The 18,629-nt window shown below is 71.1% G+C and carries 13 protein-coding genes; 5 read left to right on the forward strand and 8 right to left on the reverse strand.

Features of this window, described 5'->3' with window-relative positions:
* Nucleotides 1-5 precede the first annotated feature (5 nt).
* From CT688_RS06675 to CT688_RS06685, 3 genes are read right to left on the reverse strand one after another with little or no spacing between them, the layout of a single operon-like run.
* Entirely contained in the window at nt 6-2,492 is a 2,487-nt protein-coding gene (locus CT688_RS06675; protein WP_107756253.1) for a GNAT family N-acetyltransferase, read from the reverse strand.
* Complete coding sequence (locus CT688_RS06680) at nt 2,489-3,919, reverse strand: lysine N(6)-hydroxylase/L-ornithine N(5)-oxygenase family protein (RefSeq protein WP_107756254.1); 1,431 nt, start codon at nt 3,917-3,919, stop codon at nt 2,489-2,491. The genes CT688_RS06675 and CT688_RS06680 overlap by 4 nt, the downstream gene beginning before the upstream one ends.
* Nucleotides 3,916-5,406: a pyridoxal-dependent decarboxylase gene (locus CT688_RS06685; RefSeq protein WP_107756255.1), complete on the reverse strand. Its 1,491-nt coding sequence runs from the start codon at nt 5,404-5,406 to the stop codon at nt 3,916-3,918. The genes CT688_RS06680 and CT688_RS06685 overlap by 4 nt, the downstream gene beginning before the upstream one ends.
* Nucleotides 5,407-5,616: 210 nt before the next feature.
* Here CT688_RS06685 and CT688_RS06690 point away from each other — a divergent pair, with 210 nt between their 5' ends.
* Genes CT688_RS06690 through CT688_RS06710 form a run of 5 tightly spaced genes read left to right on the forward strand, consistent with a single transcriptional unit; the run spans nt 5,617 to nt 10,692 of the window.
* Nucleotides 5,617-6,708, forward strand: coding sequence for an iron-siderophore ABC transporter substrate-binding protein (locus CT688_RS06690; protein WP_107756256.1), 1,092 nt, complete (start codon nt 5,617-5,619; stop codon nt 6,706-6,708).
* A 3-nt stretch (nt 6,709-6,711) separates the two neighbouring features.
* On the forward strand, nt 6,712-7,830 hold the full coding sequence (locus tag CT688_RS06695) for an iron ABC transporter permease (protein ID WP_107756257.1): 1,119 nt from the start codon (nt 6,712-6,714) through the stop codon (nt 7,828-7,830).
* Complete coding sequence (locus CT688_RS06700) at nt 7,827-8,888, forward strand: iron chelate uptake ABC transporter family permease subunit (protein ID WP_107756258.1); 1,062 nt, start codon at nt 7,827-7,829, stop codon at nt 8,886-8,888. Before CT688_RS06695 ends, CT688_RS06700 begins: the two co-directional genes overlap by 4 nt.
* Nucleotides 8,888-9,772 (forward strand): ABC transporter ATP-binding protein, encoded by an 885-nt coding sequence (locus CT688_RS06705; protein ID WP_107756259.1) that lies wholly within the window; start codon nt 8,888-8,890, stop codon nt 9,770-9,772. The genes CT688_RS06700 and CT688_RS06705 overlap by 1 nt, the downstream gene beginning before the upstream one ends.
* Complete coding sequence (locus CT688_RS06710; RefSeq protein WP_107756260.1) at nt 9,769-10,692, forward strand: siderophore-interacting protein; 924 nt, start codon at nt 9,769-9,771, stop codon at nt 10,690-10,692. Before CT688_RS06705 ends, CT688_RS06710 begins: the two co-directional genes overlap by 4 nt.
* Nucleotides 10,693-10,705: 13 nt before the next feature.
* On the opposite strand, the gene CT688_RS06715 is transcribed toward CT688_RS06710, so the two are convergent.
* The 5 genes from CT688_RS06715 to CT688_RS06735 form a co-directional block, all read right to left on the reverse strand.
* Nucleotides 10,706-11,425: a phosphodiesterase gene (locus CT688_RS06715; protein ID WP_187700890.1), complete on the reverse strand. Its 720-nt coding sequence runs from the start codon at nt 11,423-11,425 to the stop codon at nt 10,706-10,708.
* Nucleotides 11,426-11,793: 368 nt separating this feature from the next.
* Entirely contained in the window at nt 11,794-12,993 is a 1,200-nt protein-coding gene (locus CT688_RS06720) for a Wadjet anti-phage system protein JetD domain-containing protein (RefSeq protein ID WP_107756262.1), read from the reverse strand.
* Nucleotides 12,993-16,325 carry an ATP-binding protein gene (locus CT688_RS06725; protein WP_159077994.1) on the reverse strand — a complete coding sequence of 1,111 codons (3,333 nt, stop codon included), beginning with the start codon at nt 16,323-16,325 and terminating at the stop codon, nt 12,993-12,995. The genes CT688_RS06720 and CT688_RS06725 overlap by 1 nt, the downstream gene beginning before the upstream one ends.
* Complete coding sequence (locus CT688_RS06730; protein WP_370446337.1) at nt 16,315-17,028, reverse strand: DUF4194 domain-containing protein; 714 nt, start codon at nt 17,026-17,028, stop codon at nt 16,315-16,317. The genes CT688_RS06725 and CT688_RS06730 overlap by 11 nt, the downstream gene beginning before the upstream one ends.
* Nucleotides 17,025-18,521: a DUF3375 domain-containing protein gene (locus tag CT688_RS06735; protein ID WP_107756264.1), complete on the reverse strand. Its 1,497-nt coding sequence runs from the start codon at nt 18,519-18,521 to the stop codon at nt 17,025-17,027. The genes CT688_RS06730 and CT688_RS06735 overlap by 4 nt, the downstream gene beginning before the upstream one ends.
* Nucleotides 18,522-18,629: the final 108 nt, after the last annotated feature.

Here is an 18,629-nt window from a genome sequence, read left to right on the forward strand (position 1 = left end):
TGACGCTACGACACGCTGCGGGCTCCGTCATCGATAAGAGCGTTCCGCACGCCCCCTTCTCGGCCGACGTGTCCGGAACGCTCGTCGCGACTCGTGCGCTCGCCGCGACCCGCGGGGCCGGTCGGGGTCGATGCGAGGGGGTTGGCGAGGGGGTTGGCGAGGGTGCCCGCGAACTGGAGCGAGCCCGCCTGATCGGTCAGATCCACCATCTGCCGGGTGTCGCGCAACTGCAGCCGGTTGAGGCACGAGTGCTTGAACCGCGGCGCGAAGAGCGCCTGCCAGGTCGCCTCGTTCCGCCCGTCGCGGTCCAGCGCCGACAGGCAACGGCGGGTCTCGTCCCAGAACTCCCATGCCGGTAGGACACCGGCCTCGTCGCAGATCGCGGCGAGGTGACGCAGTACCCCGTCCATCACGTCGGTGTGGATGCTCAACGCGGCCGTCTCGGCGTCCACGACGTGCCGGATCCGCTCGATCTCCTCGGGCAGCGGTCGGTCGGTCACCACGGCCACCTCCTCCCCGATGTCCTTGAACAGCACCCGTCGCGGCAGGTGGTCCGGGCCGATCACGACGATCACGTTCTCCCCGTGGGGCATGAACACCAGTCCGTGCGCGAGCAGACAGCGGGCCACCGGCAGGACGTAGGCGTCGAGCAGCGCGCGGAGCCACGTGCGGGCGTCCGACCCTGACCGCTCCAGGTGTTCGACGACGAGGGGGCGCCCGTGCAGGTCGAGGTGCAGGAGGGAGGCCAGCGTGAAGGCCCGCTCGCCCTCCGCCAGTCGCGGCACCGGGCTCTCACGCCACAGGGCCGCGATCATCTTGGTGTGCGGCCCCTCGTCCGAGACGCCGTACTCCGCTGCACGGTGGTAGGCGTCGCCGGTGTATCCCACTGCGGCGACCTCGCGCAGGATCCCGAAGTCGAGTGCTCGGAGCACGGGGTCCCCGGCCACCAGACCGGCCACCCAGTCGTTGACCGCCGGGGTGTCACGCATGTACCGAGGAGACAGTCCGCGGGTGAAGCCCATGTTCTGCACCGCCAGTGCCGTCTTGACGTACCCGCGCTCGGGACGGGTCACGTCGAAGAACGTGCGTACGGACTGCTGCGGGCGGTACTCACTGTGGGACTCACCCAGGTGGACGAGGTCGCGACGCGCCAGGTCGGGGCCGAACGCCACGGAGATCTTGTGCTCCCACTGCCACGGGTGGACGGGGAGGAGGCGGTACCCGTCCGGGTCGAGGCCCAGTTCACGGAGGCGGTCGTCGCACCCGTCCAGGGCGTCACGGCCGAACTCGCGGAGATAGTGCTCGCGCTCCTCGAGGCCTGTCACCGTGGCTAGGTGACTGCGGTCGCGGCGCGCGGCCAGCCAGACCAGGCGCACCGTCCCGGGGGCCTCCGGCGCGTAGCGGTGCCGGTCGGACAGGCCGAGGCCGATGCGTCCGTTGTTCGCCACGAAGCCGGGGTGCCCCTCGGTCATCGCGGCCTCGACCTCCTGCAGGTCCGCCGTGGCGAGTTCCTGGACCGGTCGGTCGCGGTGGTGCAGGCAGAACGCGGCGGAGCCGAGGGTGGCCGCGATCTCCTCCAGATAGATCCCCACCAGCGCCCCGGGGATCCCGAGCACGGGAGCGAACGCGGTGACGAGGGCCTGGGCGTCGGGCTCGGCCGGCTCACCCCCGACCTCGCGCCGCAGCGACCCCTCGTCCACCACCCAGTGCTCGAGTGGCAGGACCCGCGCGCGGAAAGTCCAGGTCTCGGACCCCGCGCGCACCTCGTACACCCCGGGCTCCGCCGTGGCCTGCGGGGTGAGTAGCCGCTCGTGGGAGAACTCGGCCAGCGCCTTGGCGCACAGGTGACGGTGCGCCCGGCGCATCGCGTGGCCGGAGAGATGCGCGTGAGGTGCGGCGCCGGGTGATCGAGTGGACGACGGTACGGGCCGCGTGGTCCGGCCGATCTCCGAGGCGCGGAAGTCGTCGAGCTCGCAGAAGGAGAGCAGAGCGGTCTTGTCCGGCAGGCGGAGCGGCCCGTCCTCCCGGAATCCCGCGCGGGCGTTGAGCCGGTGGACGGCGGTGTTGTCGATGTCCGGTTCCACCACGATGCGCCGGGCACCCAGCGGCCCGAAGGCGGTCTCGCAGATGGCGCCGATCACGGCGGCGGTGGTGCCCGGAACGGGGGTCCGCGACGGTGCGACCAGCAGGTGCATGCCCAGGTCCCCGGGTTGATGGGGGTACTTTCCGTCGAGCTCGACCGCGGCCGGGTCGTAGAACACTGCCAGCCCCGCCCGCAGCCCGTCGATACGCACCATGTGGACCTGTCGGTGCCGGCTCGACTGCCAGTCGTGGAAGAACTCCGAGATCTGTCCGGGTGTCATGTGTCGCATGCCCCAGTAGGCCGATCCGGGATGGGAGAGCCACGCGTGGAGTGTCCCGGTGGTGTCGGGGTCCGTGGGCAGGCTCGCGAGCGAGACGAGTCCGGCGGGCGTACTGACGGTGTGGGTCATCGGGTCTCCTGGGCCTGCTGGTCGGCGGGGGTGCGTCGTCCGGCGGGCGCGTCGGTCCGCGCCCGGTCGGCATCGCGGGCCCCTGGGATCTCGTCGGCCGGGGGGCCGAACCGCTGGAACGCGATACGTGACTCGACGGGGTATACCTCGCGACCGGTCACGGACCGCAGGATGATGCTGTTGCGCATCGCCCCCATCCCGAGGTCCGGCGCGCTCAGGCCGTGGGTGTGCTCCTCCGCGTTCTGCACGTGGATCCGCCGGTGAGCGAGGTCGATGGTGTGGTCCCGTGCCACCCGGTATCGGCGGGGCCGACCCTCGCGGCTCTGTTCGGGACCGGGGTCCTCCCAGTCGATCTCCGAGGCGATCCCGTCGAGGAACCGCGGGGTGGTGGGTGAGTACCCCGTGGCCATCACCAGCCCCTGGGTCTGGTGCGTCCAGGTCCGCGCGGTGTCTGTGCAGCGCAGGTCCAGTCGGATGTGCGAGCCGACGGGGGTGGCGCCCTCCAGGGCGGTCGCCGCCACCAACAAGCCGGTGTCCAGCCCGTGGGCGGACCGGCGGTAGAGCAGGTCGTGGATCTGGTTGATCAATTCGGCGTCGATGCCCTTGTAGAGCGAGCGCTGGTCGCGCAGCATGCGGTCACGCGTCCCGGCGTCGAGTCCGTGGAAGTGGTCGATGTACTCCGGGGACGTCATCTCCAGTGTGAGCTTGGTGTATTCCATGGGGAAGAACCGCGGGGAGCGGGTGATCCAGTCCACGCGGGGCCCGGAGTCCCCCGACGTGGCCAGCAGGTCCTGGTAGATCTCGGCGGCCGACTGGCCGCTGCCCACGACGGTCACCGAGTCCAGCTCGAACAGCTCCTCGCGCCGGTGCAGGTAGTCGGCGGCGTGCAGCGCCACCCGTCGGCCGGTGTCTGGCGAACCACCGTCGAGGGAGGTGGTGTCGACCGGCGACCACGGGGTGGTGCCGATGCCGAGCACCAGGTGCCGGGCACGGTAGGTCTCCGTGCCGTCGGACGTGATCGCCGTGACCCTGTAGACGGGTTCGTCGCCCGTCTCGCGCCGGACGTCGACCACCTCCCGACCCCAGCGGAGCCCACTGACCCGATCGGAGGCCCAACGGCAGTACGCGTCGTACTCCGCGCGCAGCGGCTGGAAGTTCTCACGGATGTAGAACGGGTACAACCGTCCGGCCTGCTTCAGATACGACAGGAACGAGTACGGCGAGGTGGGATCGGCCAGCGTCACCAGATCGGCGAGAAAGGGGACCTGGATGGTCGCGTCGTCGAACATGAGTCCGTGGTGCCACGTGAAGCCCTGGCGGGCGTCGAGGAAGACGGCGTCCACCCCCGCCGGCTCGGCCAGGCAGGCCAGACCGAGGTTGAACGGACCGATACCCACCCCCAGTACGTCGTGGATCGTCCCGCTCATGACAACACCCCCGCGGAGGTGGCCTGCCGCATCCCGTCGGCGAGGTACCGAGCGGCCTCCCGGACGTTGGCGAGGACGGCGGTCACGTCGTGGTCCGACAACTCGGGGTCCAGGACGGTGAACTTGAGGCAGGGCCTGCCGTCCACCACCGTCGCCGCGACAACCGAGCGTCCCTCGGCGAACAGCGCGTCCCTCACGGGACGGACCAGGGCGTCGGATTCGTCGGCGTCGCACCCCTCGGGCCGCGGGCGGAACAGCACGGTCGACAGCGCCGGTCGGCGGACGAGCTCGAAATCGTCAGCGGAGTCGATGGTCCGGCCGATGCGCCGGGCCACGTCGATCGCGTCGTCGAGCATGCGGCCGATCCCGTCCGCGCCGAGGACCCGCAGCGTCATCCAGAGTTTGAGAGCGTCGAAGCGGCGGGTCGTCTGCAACGACTTGTCCACCGCGTGGTCGTCACCGTCGGCGGGGTTGAGGTAGTCGGCGCTCACGGTGGAGTGGCGGAAGCCGGAGCCGTCGCGGAGGAGCAGCGCGGACGCGGCGACCGGAAGGAAGAAGGTCTTGTGGAAGTCGACGGTCACCGAGTCCGCCGATCCGATCCCGTCGAGGAGATCGCGGCGGGTCGGCGAGACCAGTAGCCCCCCGCCGTAGGCGGCGTCCACGTGCAACCAGACATCATGACGGCGACAGACCTCGCCTACCGCGCGCAGCGGATCGATCGCGCCGTGATCGGTGGTGCCGGCCAGGGCGACGACCGCGGCGACCTCGTCGCCGGCATCGGCCACGGACGACAGGGCCCGGTCCAGGGTGGCGGGATCCATGCGGTCTCCCTCGCCGGGAAGGGTGATCACCGCGTCCGGGGCCAGGCCCAGCAGCCGCGCGGACTTGACCACACTGAGGTGTGCGTGTTCGCCCGTGACGATCCTCAGCCGGGACAACCGCCTCCCGCGGTCCCCGGGTGCGGTCCCCCGGGGGTCGGGGCGGGAGAGTCGATCCTCCCGCGCGGTGAACAGCGCCTGGAGGTTGGACTGCGAGCCACCGGTCGTGAACACGCCGTCTGGAGTGAGGCGATCCGGACGATCGAAGTCGATGAGGTCGGCGACCCAGTCGATGAGCTTCTGTTCGATGAGGCACGCGGAGGTGCCCTGGTCCCAGGTCTCCACCGCGGTGTTGACCGAGGTTGCCAGCGTCTCGGCGGCCAGTGACGGGATGGTGATCGGGCAGTTGAGATGAGAGAGGTACCGGGGATGGTGGTAGCCGACGGCGTGATCGAGGTAGAGCCCGCGAACCTCCAGCAGCGCCTTGTCGAGCGCCCCGAGGGGTGTCGACAGGTCCACCGCCTCCGTCAGGGATGCGAGGTGCGCGGGGGAGGCCGGCGAGCGGGGAGTGGTGCGACCGTCGAGGAACCTTCCCACCTCGGCGGCCGCCGCGGCCACGGCGGCGGCATGGTCCTTCCGGGTCCGCTGGCTCAGCAGATGTTCGTTCACGGGCGCTCCGACCGATCGGGGACATGGGTACCGGCGAACCGTAAAAGGCTAGGCTACCCTAATCAACAGTAGGGTGATATGAATCACGTTGCGGCCCAGGCTCGGTGGGGTCGGGACGGCTCGGCCTTGCGCCGCGGCCCTCCCCGGCCCTACTGTTCTCCCGATAAGGTAAGCCATGCCTAACGGCCACGAGTCCACTTCGGAGACCCCATGAGTTCACCCGCCATCCCGTCCCGTCTGACAGCGGTCGACACTCCTGGCCGAGCACGGGTCGTGCTGATCCTGACCGCGCTCGTCGCCGTACTGGCTGTTCTGGCAGGGTGCACCACAGGTTCGGTGGGTGACCCGCAGGAATCGGGCTCGGCGTCCGAGGTCGAGCGTGACGGGGAGTTCCCCCGCACCATCACGCACGCCTACGGGCAGACGGAGATCACCGAGCCGCCCCAGCGGGTGGCCACGATCTCCTGGGTCAACGCCGACGTCTCCCTGGCGCTGGGAGTGGTGCCCGTGGGCATGCCGCGGAACTCGTTCGGCGGGAACGCCGAGGGATCCACCGATTGGTTCGACGCCGAACTCGAGGCGGCTGGGGGTCAGATGCCCGAGTTGTACTCGGAGACGGACGGCATCAACACCGAGGCCATCGCCGCCCTCCAGCCCGACATCATCCTGGGTGTCTACTCCGGGATGACCGCCGAGGAGTACGAGACCCTGTCCAAGATCGCCCCCACCATCGCGATGCCGGAGGGCGACGTGGCCTTCGGCACCCCGTGGCAGGAGTCCACGCGCCTCATCGGCGAGGCGCTCGGCCGCTCGGAACGCGCCGAGGAGTTGATCGACGAGGTCGAGGGCCGGATCGCCCAGGTCGCTGACGACCATTCGGGTCTCCGGGGGACCACCTTCATCTACGGGACGGTCGACCCCGGCGCGGCGGAGAAGATCTATGCCTTCACCGACGTGGACAACCGGCCGCGGTTCCTCGAGCAGCTGGGCATGGTCCAGGCTCCCGTGATCTCCGAGGCCTCGACCGGGGCCCCCGACCAGTTCGCCGTGACATGGTCGCCTGAACGGGCAGACGAACTGGTCTCGGACATCCTCGTCACCTACGCCGCCTCGCCCGACGTCCGCGCCGCCATCGAGGCGGACCCGTTGCTGGGCCGCATCCCCGCGGTCGAGGCGGGTCGGATGGTGGTCCAGACGGACGAGCAGCAGGTGTTGTCCATCTCGGCCGCGTCGCCGCTCAGCCTGCCCTGGGCGCTCGACAACGTGGTGCCGGAGATCATCACCGCCGCGGAGCAGAACTGACAGATGCAGGTGACCGCGACGCGCCGTGACGGCCCCGCCACCGCGGGGCCGTCCGACGCCCCCGCGAGCCCCACCGCTCCGGCGCGCCGCCGCGTGGTGGTCGGCTGCGTGTCGGCGGCGGTGCTCTTCGTCGCATCGGTGGCCGCGTCCCTCTTCCTCGGTTCCCGGTCGGTCGATCCCGCTGTCGTCCTGTCGGTCCTGGCCGGACTGCCGTCCCAGTTGATGTCCGGTGATCTCGCCGCGGCCGTGGCGCCCGGGGCCGGGGCGGGGATGGACGAGGCGGTGGTGAGCGCCCGCGTCCCCCGCACGATCACCGCGATCGTCGTGGGCGCGGCACTCGCGGTCGCGGGCGCCGGGTTGCAGGGTGCCACCCGCAACCCGCTCGGTGACCCGGGACTTCTCGGGTTGACCGCGGGCGCCGCCCTCGGGGTGGTGCTCGGGCTGGCCCTGGCACCCACGTCCGGCCCGACCGCGGTCGCGATCTTCGCCGTCGTCGGGTCGCTCGCCGCCGGGATGGTGGTCGTGGGAGCCGGGCGTCTCGGCGCCGATTCCGGCACCGGTCTGGTCCTGGCCGGAGCGGCGGTGACCGCCGGATGCACGGCGATGACCGCGTCGTTGGTCATCGCGCTCCCCGGCGTGCTCGACCGGTTCCGCTTCTGGGGACTCGGGTCGGTGGCCCGATCTGGTGCCCCGGAGATCACCGCCGCGTTGCCGTTCATCCTCCTGGGCCTCGCCCTCGTCCTCGCGGGGGCGGCGTCGCTCGACGCGCTCGCCCTGGGCGACGATCTGGCGCGCGGTCTCGGGGTCGTGCCGGTGGCCGGCCGGGCGGTCGTCCTGGGGGGAGTGGTGATCCTGTCCGGGGTCGCGACCGCGTTGGCGGGTCCGATCGCCTTCCTCGGTCTCCTCGTCCCGCATCTGCTGCGCCGGCTCGTCGGCGTGGGCAGCAGGGTGGTCCTGGGTCTGTCCGTGGTCATCGGCCCCGTCGTGTTGCTCCTCGCCGACACCGTGGGGCGCGTCATCGCACCACCGGGTGAGATCGCCGTCGGAGTGATGACCGTGGCGATGGGCGTGCCGTTCCTCATCGCGATGCTGCGTCTGAACCGGGGGGTGAGCGCCTCATGAGTTCCGCAGTCCTCGACCGACCCGCCGACCGGGTGGAGACGGACGAGCTCGTCCGGACACTCGCCGCCGGTCGCCGGAGACGAGCCCTGCTCCTTGTGCTCGCGCTCGTCGCCGCCCTCGTGGCGGCCATGGCCGTCCGCGTCCTCCTGGGTCGGTACACGGTGACCATCCCCGACTTCCTCGCCATCCTCGGAGGGGCGACCATTCCCGGCGCGACCTTCGTGGTGATGGAGGACAAGCTTCCCCGCGCGGTGTTGGGCGCACTGGCGGGGCTGGCGTTCGGCGCCTCCGGAGCCCTGTTCCGTCGCGTCCTGGGCAACCCACTGGCCAGCCCCGACATCCTGGGCATCTCCCACGGGGCATCCGCGGGGGCCGTCGCCGGGATGGCGTTCTGGGGGCTGCGCGGGGTGGCGATCATCCCCGCGGCGCTCCTCGGATCAGCGGTGGCGCTGGCCCTCGTCCTGAGCGCCTCCGCGGGGCGTCACACCGGGATCGTCGGCCAACGATTCCTGCTCGGCGGCGTGGCGGTGGCCGCACTGGGCACCGCCGTGGTGACCCAGCTCATCGCGCGCCTCCCTCTGGCGGGAGCGCAGGAGGCCGCGGTCTGGACCGTCGGCTCGCTCTCCGGTGCCTCGGCCCAGCGCATCGGGTGGCTCGCGGTGACCCTGGCGCTCCTGCTGCCACTGGCCGTCTGGTTGCACTCCGCACTCCGGCCCGCGGAGCTGGGGCCCGAGCTCGCGGTGGGGTTGGGCTCCCGGCCCGTCCCGACGCGCGCGGCCGCCCTCGGGGTGGGCACCGTGCTCGCGGCGGCCGCGACCGCGGTGGCCGGCCCCCTCGCGTTCGTGGCCCTGCTCGCCACGCCGATCGCCACCGCACTCGGCCGCGGACGCCCGCGGATCGTCGCCGCCGCACTCACTGGCGCGGTGATCGTGGTGGTGGCCGACATCGTTGCCTCCGAGGCCCTGACCACCGTGGACCTCCCCACCGGTGTGGTGACCGGCGCGCTCGGCGCCCCCGCCATGCTCTGGATCCTCCTGCGCTCCCGAAAGGTCGCCTGATGAGTATCACCACGCCCGTCGCCACCGCGTTGCCCATGGAATCACCGCCCGGTTCCGCGCCCGCCTTCCGCCTGCGAGGGCTGACCCTGGGCTACGGGGCCGACCCCGTGATTCGGGATCTCGATCTGGACATCCCCAGCGGCCGCACCACGGTGCTGATCGGCGCCAACGGCTGTGGCAAGTCCACCATCCTGCGGGCGCTGGGCCGCCAACTCGCCCCGCTCGCCGGATCGATCGAGGTGGCCGGGCGGGACCTGGCCACCGTCAGGTCGCGCGAGCACGCCAGATCGGTGGCGTTTCTCCCGCAGTCTCCACTGGTTCCCGAGGGCCTCACGGTGGCGGAGTTGGTGGCCCGCGGGCGCCACCCGCACCGACGGTGGTGGGGATCGGCGAACGGCGACGACGTGGCGGTCGCCGAGGCGCTGGACCTCACCGGCACCGCGGGCTTCGCCCACCGCCGGGTCGACGAACTCTCCGGCGGCCAGCGCCAGCGGGTGTGGGTGGCGTTGGTGCTGGCCCAGGCGACCCCCGCGCTCCTGCTCGACGAACCGTGCTCGTTTCTCGACCTGGCCCACCAGCTGGACGTGCTGGACCTGGTCCGCGATCTGCCGCTGCCCGCCGGTCACGACCCGGATCCAGACGGCCCCGGGGCGGGTCGCCGGACGGTGGTGGCCGTCCTCCACGAGCTCACCCTGGCCGCGCGTGTGGCCGACCACCTGGTGGCCGTGGCCGAGGGTGGGGTGGTGGCCGCGGGGCCGCCCGATCAGGTGATCAACCCCGAGACCCTGCGCCGGGTGTTCGATCTGGAGGCCGACATCATCAGCGACCCGCTCACCGGCCATCCCGTGGTGCTGCCGCGGGGACGAACGAAGGGGACAGTATGACCGCTATCGCCGTAGAGGCCCCGATCCTCGTCGCGCAGACCCGGGTGGTCCGGGTCCGTGAACTGGGGGAGTCCTACCTGCGCCTGGTGTTGGCCGGCCCGGACCTCTCGAGGTGGTCTCGCGACGTCGTGGACCCGGGCACGGTGCGAGACGCGTACATCAAGGTGTTCGTCCCCCCGCCGGGTGGGCGGGGGATCGTCCCCGACCCGCTCGCCATCCGGGAGTGGTTGACCCTCCCGGAGCAGGAGCGGGGCTGGATGCGGACCTACACCGTGCGCCGGGCCGACTCGGTGGAGCTCGACGGCGAGCACGTCCCCGCGCTGACCGTGGACGTGGTGGTGCATCCCGGTGCGGACGAGGGACCGGGCTCGGGATGGGCGCGGTCGGTCCGGCCCGGGGACACCGTGCACCTGGCCGGCCCCGGGCGGGGCCACGCCCCGTGGGCGGCGTGGGCTCCCGGAGCCGCCGGCCGGGTGGTGTGCGCGGGTGACGAGACCGCGGCGCCGGCCCTGCTGTCCATCGCCGGGGAGCTGGCCGCGGAGCCACGGGGGACGAGAGAGGTCCGGATCGTCCTGGAGTTGCCGACACCGGCCGATGTGCGCGCGCTGTCGGCCGAGGCGCCGGAGACCGTCACCCTGCTCTCGCGGTCCGGTGAGCGGGGACACGCGCTCGTCCATCACCTCGGCGGAGTGTTGGGCGTGGGTCAGGGATGCGTCGAGTCGGTCCTCGACGGGCGCCGTCCCGCCGAGCGGGAATGGCAGACGGCCACCACCGTCTCCGCCGGGGACCCGTATGTGTTCCTGGCCGGGGAGGCGGGGCTGGTCCGCGCGATGCGCCGCCTCGCCGTGGACGGCGCCGGGATCCCCAAGGGGGCCGTGTCGTTCATGGGCTACTGGCGCAGGGGTGCGGCCGAATCCTGAGCGCTCGGGCGGATCAGGTCGTCTCCGGGCCCTCGTCGGGCGCCGGGTACGACGGATCCCGCAACGCGCCGAGCAGACGCGGATACCGCGATCCGGGCAGGCGGTTCCCGACCGGATCGAAGTGCAGGTTCTCGTCGTCGTCCTCCCAGGTGTCCACCGTCACACGCCCGAGGGTCTCCCATCTGCCCAGCGGAGTGGCGTGCTGGAGGGTCCACGTGCCGCCGTCGCCTGTCGGGATGGCGGCCAACAACAGCTGCCGCCCGGCGACCCTGACGGGGAACATCGAGGTCATGGTGCGGCCGGTCGTGCGCCATCCCGTGGTCAGCACGTAACGACTGATCGGACCCAGGCCCGTGCTCGCGAGCAGGATGTCGACGGGGCGGTCGGCGTGGATGCGGATGGCCATCCCGCCGATGTCGGGGACGACGTCCGGCAGACCCACGGCGCGCGAGAAACGGATCGTCGCCGGCCACCTGCCCGTGATGTCCAGGAGCGGTGAACCGGTTCGGCCGACCCCGGTCACGCTCAGGGTCGCCTGGGCGACGATGCCCTTGGGGTGCAGGGCCTTGGGTCGTGCCAGGCGCGTCACCGCCGCCGCGACCCCGAAGACCGAACCGAGAAGACCCGCGACGGGGGACGAGCGCACAGCCACCTCCGCGGAAGCCTCCGGGCGACGGTCGACTGGGGCGTGGGCGGAGGTGCCGCGGGCGGTTCTCCGATGGGTGCGGGGCATGATCCCAACGATACTCAGCGCCGCGTCTCACACAGCGGCGCTACGTGCAGTGCTCGACCGACCGCGCCTCGTCCGCACCGCCGCGCCGACCGCGCCCCGCCGACCCCGCCCCGCCGAGTGGTCGATTCCGATCGCGTTTGCGCAGGGCGAATTCTCCCGCTCGGCGTACTTGCGACCACTCGCCGAAAAGGGTGGACTCGGCCCCGGAGTTAGGCGTGCCGATTGATCCAGTCATCGACCCTGCGGGCGACGCGACCCGATCACCGCAACTCACCGCGTCGCGTGAAGCGTTCAGAAGATGGTGGGCGAGTGGTGGGTCCGCGGACTGCCCTGACGACCCCAGGGGACCTGGCCGACGGTGTCCGGGCTCAGCTCCACACTGCGTGGAGGCGCGGGAGCGCCCAGTCCCAGGGGATGCGCTCCTGCTCGAGCCGGAGGTCCCCGCCGGTCGTCAGCGCCTCGAGCGCGTCGAGCTCATCCGGTGTGAGGCGCGATGGCGCGGCCCGGGTCGGCGAGGGGTCGGGCACCGCATACTCGCGCCATGCGTCCAGGGTCTCGGTGTCCATGAGAACGCTCACGGCGTGCGGGGCGTGATGGCGTAGACGGTCGAGGATCGCGAAGCCGTGCGAGTCGAGGTCGCCCCAGTACGCGATGTGAGCGCGGAGTGCCCAGGGCAGGGCGGCGACGGCGTCGACCGCGAACCCCCGGCCGAACAACGCGACGGTCTCGGGGAGGTCCGGCAGGGCGAGGAAGGTGGTGAGGTTCTCGACGACGACGAGGTGAGGCGGTCCCCCCGAGGTACGCCACAGAGTGGCGAGCTGATCGACCGGGCTCTCGACGTCACGCAACGGGAACGCGATGTCCGGATCAAGCACCCTCATGCGGATGCGGACGTCCGGGCCCAGCAATCCCAGCCCGGTGGCCGTCCCGCGGACCGCGTCGTCGACGCCGGCCCGAGCGGCGTCGAGCACAGCCTCGACCACCCGGGTCCGGGTCTCGATCCACTTGGTGTCGACCCCCGGGACCGCGATCTCGCGGGCACGACGCCCGGCGGTGGGGTTCGCGAGTGCCCAGCGGCACACTGCCAGGAGCTGGTCGAACGCGCCCTCCTCCCAGTCCTCCCAGGTGGCCGAGGTCTCTGCGGCGGCGCGGCGCAGCATGGAGTGATCGGGCCCGAGGTCGATGATCCGGAGCGTGCGGTTCAGCAGCCGAGCCCACCGCGACGCCCGGTCCGCGATGTGGGCGATGGTGTCGGCGCCGACCACTTCAACGCGTTGCGGGAGCGGTACGACCCCGAACCCGGGCAGGCGGCGGTCCGCCCAGGTCAGCCGGACATCGGGTCCTCCATGGGTGCTCTCGAACTCGCGCCATCGCCTGATCCACGCCGCTGTCCCACTGGGGTCTTCGGCTGCGTTCGCGGCGGTCGGCGGCGCCGTGCTGAACCGGACGACCTCGGCGTCCCCGCCGAAGGGGTCGGCGAGCCACCGACGGTGGACCCGGGCGAACCGGGTGGCACACGCGGCCGTCAGTTGGTCTGGGTCGCGCGGCTCCGAGCGGGTAGCCACCATCAGGCCTCGTCCCAGGTGACGCGCTCGATCCGGGAGTGGCTGCCGTCGTCGTTGCCCACCACCACGAGTCCGCCGATGTACGGCTCGAGGGTCTGCAGGAGCTTGAGCGGGGTGGCCAGGACCATGTGGAAACCGAAGTCGGTGAACACGTCCATCGCCCGACGCGTGTACTCGGGATCGGCGCGGTCGAACGCCTCGTCCAGAACGACCGTCCCGTAGCCGGGGACGTCGGCGTCGATGTCGGCCAGCTGGAAGCGCAGCGCCGCGGCGAGGCAGAAGAACACCAGCTTCTGCGCCTGCCCGCCGGACAGCCCGGACGAGGAATCGTGGTAGTTGGTCGGGGCGCCGTCGGCGTCGATTTCGATGCCGATGAACCCCACGTGCTTGCGGGTGTCCAGCACCGTCTGCCGCCAGCGACGGTCGCCGGCGTCCGCCGACCCGAGCTTGTCGAGCAGACGTGACATCACGGCGAAACCCGCCTCCGCGGCGTCCACGGTGCGGCTGTCGAGTGCGCCGGTCAGGGCCGTTTCCAGGTCACCGAGGAAGTCGGTGACGGTCTCCGAGCGCCGGTCCCGCACCTCGATCTGCAACCAGCGTCCCGACTGGAATTCCGATCGATGAAGGGACTCGTTGACGGGTCGGATCTTGGCTTCGATCTCCGACCGGGCCCGGCGGATGCGGCGGGCGAGCTCGCCCAGGTTGCGGGTCTGCATCTCGCCGATGAGGCCGAGGAAGCGTTCCTCGAAATCGGCCAACCTGTCCCGCCGCAGGCGGACGAGCACCTCCACCGCCTCACCGACGAACTCCGGGTCCGACTTGAGGTCGGCCTTCATCGTGGGCCAGATCTCGAGATATGAGGTGAGGATCGCCGTGATGCGCCGGTGGATGCGGTCGCGCTCGGTGGCGGTGGCCGACTGCTCCACCGCGATCGCGCGTTCGGCCCGCTGACACACGTCCTGCACGTTGTCGGCCGTCAGCCTGCGTGTGGCGGCGGACAGGCGCGCGCGGATCCGGTCGGCGGCGTCGGGATCGGCAGCACCGTGGGACTCTTCGGAGGCACTACGCTCGGCCAATTGCGCGAGGCGGGCCTGCAGCCCGGCGACGTGGTTCGCCGCGACTGCTCGGTCACCGGTGGCCGCATCGTATGTCGATTGCGCCCGCGACTGGAACTCCTCGGCATCACGTAGTTCCCGCTCCATCTCGGCAACCTCCGGGTGCGCCTCGCGCCACCGGTCGAGCCGCTCTCGGGCGTCGTCGGCCCGTCGTTGGGCGGTGGTCGAGTCGATCTCCTCCCACCGCAGTCCGCGGAGCGCAGCTCCCGCCTGCTGCCGGGAGCGTCGATCGGCGTCGAGGTTCTCCAGCGCCGCCCACCGGCTCTCCGCGGAGTCGATCCGGGACTTGATCTGATCGCGCCGAGCGGTGAGCGCCTCCACCTTGGCGTCGTTGAGACCACCCAGCTGGAAGACCGCCGGATCGTCGATGCTGCGTCGGTCGTCCTTCTCGAACCTCCGACCACGCTTGATGAGGCCGTGCAGGGTGACCGCCCGCTCCAGGGCGCCCAATTCGTCGGAGGACTCGACGCAGGTCAGGTCGAACTCGCTCGCGAGTCGACGACGCATCCACTGCTGGAACGGACCGGGGGCGGGCTCCATCTTTCGGACCAGGCTGTCCGGGCCGGTCCTCTTGGCAGGCGAGTCATCGGTGGTGTCGACGACCTCGTAGACCAGCCGAATGCCCAGATGCGTGTCGTTGACCGCGCGCGTGACCGCGGCGCGGAGATGGTCGGGGACGAGCATCGTCCGCGCGAAGCCGGAGAGCACCCGTTCGGCTGCCGGCCGCCACCTCGCATGCTCGGAGGACACATCGAGCAACTCGCCCGCGAACGGGAGTTCGCGGGGATTGGCCCCAGCCGCACGACAGACCAGGTCCCGCGCTGCCAAGAGGCGCGAATCAATGTTCGAGCGGTGACGGAGCAGCGCCTGGAGGTCGGCCGTCACACGGGCGAGGGTGCTCGACTCCTCGATGAGGTCCCCGGCGACCTCGCGGAGCTTCTTCCGATCACGCGCTCGCTCGGCTTCCTGGTCCGCGTCGTCCCGGTCGAGCCTGGCGAGGAGGACGGCGAAGTCCTCGGCGGTGGCCGGAAGTGTGCCGCCGAGTCGCTCGAGCTCCGTGGCCGCCCGTTCGCGACGGGAGGTCACCGACGTTGCGTGGTCGAGCGCGCGGCCCAGCTCCCGCGCGAGCTCGTCGCGCCCGGCGCCCGCACTGCCCCGCAACCGGGAGCGGAGGTCGTCGCTGGTCGTTCTGGCTGAGTCGAGCTGATCACGGGCAGTGGCGACGGCGGCCTCGGCGGCGACGAGGGCTCCGCGCGCGGTCGACAGCTCCTCCTCGACCAGCGCGGTGGTAACGGCCACCTGCACGGCCGGGAAGGCCGAGCTCTCGGCGTCGAGTTCCTCGGCCCTCCCCAGCACCTGGATCCGTGAGGCACTCAGGTCCGCGAGCGGCTCGAGGTGAGAGATCTGTCTACGGACGTCGACCACCGACCGGTGCGCTTCCCGCAGTTCGGCGAACTGCTCGACAGCCCGGTCGGCCACGGCGAACGTGTCCGGCTCGTCGAGCATGAAGTCCCGGAAGAGCTGATCGAGGCTGGACAGGGATTTGGCGGACAGAGTCCGGTGGAGGAGCAACTGCGCGGCCTCCGACGCGATGCCCAGCCGGCGCCGGAACGCCGCGGCGAAGGCCAAATAGCTGTCGTGGAACCTGATGTCCGGGAACTCGCGCTTGAGCGCTCGCTTGTCGATCCCGTTGCGCAGGTGACCGAACATCTCCGTCAGATCAAGGGGGGAGTCGGAGGGGTGCTCGGCGACGCCGTGGAGGCGCTTGATCCCGGTCGCGGAGTTGTCGCCCGAACGGGCGTAGAGCAGGAGCAGCAGCGTCACACTGCTCCCCGTCCCGTTCGAGTAGGTGAGCGCGATGGCCGAGAAAGTGGCCTTGGGGCGAAGGTAGACGGAGGCGAGGTCGCCCGTCTCGCCGTCGGCCCCTCGGCGCCACGCGCCGCGGAGATACGAGACGAGCGTGCGCCCGGAGCCCCGGCCGGCCTCTTCCTGGGCCGCCGCATTGAACCGGAGGTGAGCGGGCGGGACGAGTACGGCGGAGACCGCGTCTATCAGGGTCGACTTGCCGGAGCCGGAACCGCCGGTGACCAGGAAGCCCTTCCTGGGGACCGCGACGTCGTGATACCCGTCGAGCGTGCCCCAGTTGCACACCTGGATTCGCGAGAGCCGCCTCTGCCCGGGGTGCTCCGGCATACCGGGCAACTTCAGATCATCCGGCATCGTCGTCCGCCTCGTCGTCGTCGAACAGGGAGGCGCCCTCGTCGGAGGCATCGCCGTGCGCGGCGATCAACCCCCGGTACTCGTCGCGGATACCCGCCACCACGTCGGCATCGAAGAGGTGCCGGAGGACCGGAGACACCTCGGCACGTCCCTCGGTCTCGGTCTCGGTGAGCAGCGAGTACGTCTTGAGCCGGTTCCACGAGGCGTCGAACTTTCGGGTGTAGCGGGCCCGGTCGGAGTCGATCACCTGGCGATAGACGTCGATCTGTTCGGCGACGTCGGTGCGGTCGACGATCACCCGTTCGCCGGGCTGGGCCACTGACAACTCCGACCGCAGGTGCAGGAGTAGGACGGTGTCCATATGGGAGAGGGTCTCGGTTCGGAGTACAGCGGGTACCTCGACGTGGACGGAGGTGTCGACCTGACGGGTGAACGCGATCCCGGCGTCGTGGTCCAGGACAAGGTCGAGGAACACGTCCGCGAGCCTTGAGCGGAGCGCGGGCTCGTCGGACACGACCGCTGCCCAGATCTCCGGCTGGTGATGCGCCTGCACCAGTGGACCCGTGAGCAGGCGGGCGAGCGCGCGTCGGGACGCGAAGGACAGCGTCCCGGTGTCTCCGGGCCACAACGCCTCGCGGTCGTCGGCCGGGGCATCGGTCGACGCGGCGGTGGGCGGGGCACCGTCTCCCGGGGGAGCCGTCACGTGTTCTCCTCGTTCGATCGGTCGGCGGTGAACACCAGCGTAGGGATCCGGGCGGTGTGCTCGGAACCGGCCGCGCCTGTCCACGTGATGGTCTCCGTCGCGTCCGGGGCGTCCGGTGGGGCCTGCATGTGGCCCCTGATGGCCAGGTTGAGCAGGCCCACCACACTGGCCACGCCCTGGGTGGCGGGGTGTTCGCGCAGGACGGTGCCGATGGACGACGGTCCGAGTCGGCTCACCACGTCGTCGACATGGGCGCGGAGTTCGACCTCGTCGATCTCCGAGGCGCGCACGAGCGCGGTGAGTGCGGAGAGGTCGGCCATGCCCGTGTCGTGGTGGGAGACCTCCGCCGCCACGCGTTCCTCCCCGGGGTTCCTCAGGCGCAGGGCGCTCACCGATCGGACGGACATGCCGATCCGGCGGAGCGGGACGGACATCGACGTGGTCGGTTGGGCAGCATTCGTCCTGCTGGCTTCGGCCGCGGCGGACCGGGCCGACCGGATCAGGGCGATCATCTGACGGTGTTCGACGTAGGCATCGGTCGCGACGAAGTGCCGAAGGCTCCGCGACAGGGACGTGAGGACACCGTTGACCTCGGCGCCCGCCAATTCCATCTCCTCGAACAGCGAGCGCAGTTCGCGGCGCGCGGCCGGCGGGAGGTCCGCCACCTGCGGTCGGCTCAGGATGTCGTTGATCCACGCGTCGACCGAAGCGGAGCGCTCGGGGTCGAGGAGGACCGAGTAGAACGACGAGAAACTCCGACCCGCCTCCGAGTCACCGATGAGATCGACACCCCCGAAGACCGCGTCGAGCACGTCGCCGCGGGCACCGTCCTGGTCCAGGAGACGACGACGAAGATCCTGGTTGAGCGAGTCGAACTCAGCGCGGACCCGTGCGAAGTCGGCGGGGATGTCGTCCGCGCCGTGCAGGATCTCGGCCACCTTCTCCCGGACCTGCTCGGGATCCGCGAGTTCGACCTCGCCCGCCTCGACGCGTGCGATCGCGGCATCGATCCGCTCCCGCTTCCGGGTGAGGGACGCGAGTCGGCCCTGGATCGATGGATCGGTGTCCCGGGCGAGGTCCTCGAGCTGGCGGGTCAGAGTCTCGACCCGTGACACGGTGAGTCCGCGACGCGGGGTCTGCAGACCGTCGAGGAAGTCCACGGCCACCAGGGCTGACTGTGTGGGCTCTACCGTCTCGCCGGTCGCGGCGGTTCCTGGACGCCTGAGCATCCAGCCGGCGTCCACCCACGCCCGCACGTAGGACTGTGCGGTCCCGGGAAGATCCGCACCGGAGTCGCGCACCGCCAGCAACGTCCTGTCGAGGAACTCGTAGAGCTCCGCTGACGGCACCCGGCGGGAGGAGCCCTCGAACATCTCCCTCAGAACCGCCACAATCAGCGGCCAAAGCGGGCTGCGCAGCAGCGCGAGGGTCGGAGACTCCGCGTTCAGCCGGGTGAGGGCAAAGAAGCGGGCCAGCGCGGACATGGCGTTCATGGTGGCATGTGGGTACGACGCCAGCGGCAGCGAGTGGTCGATTTCGATCGCGTTTGCCCAGGGCGAATTCTCCCGCTCGGCGTATTTGCGACCACTCGCCGAGGAGGG

This window comes from Dietzia sp. JS16-p6b (assembly GCF_003052165.1).
Taxonomy (GTDB): Bacteria; Actinomycetota; Actinomycetes; order Mycobacteriales; family Mycobacteriaceae; genus Dietzia.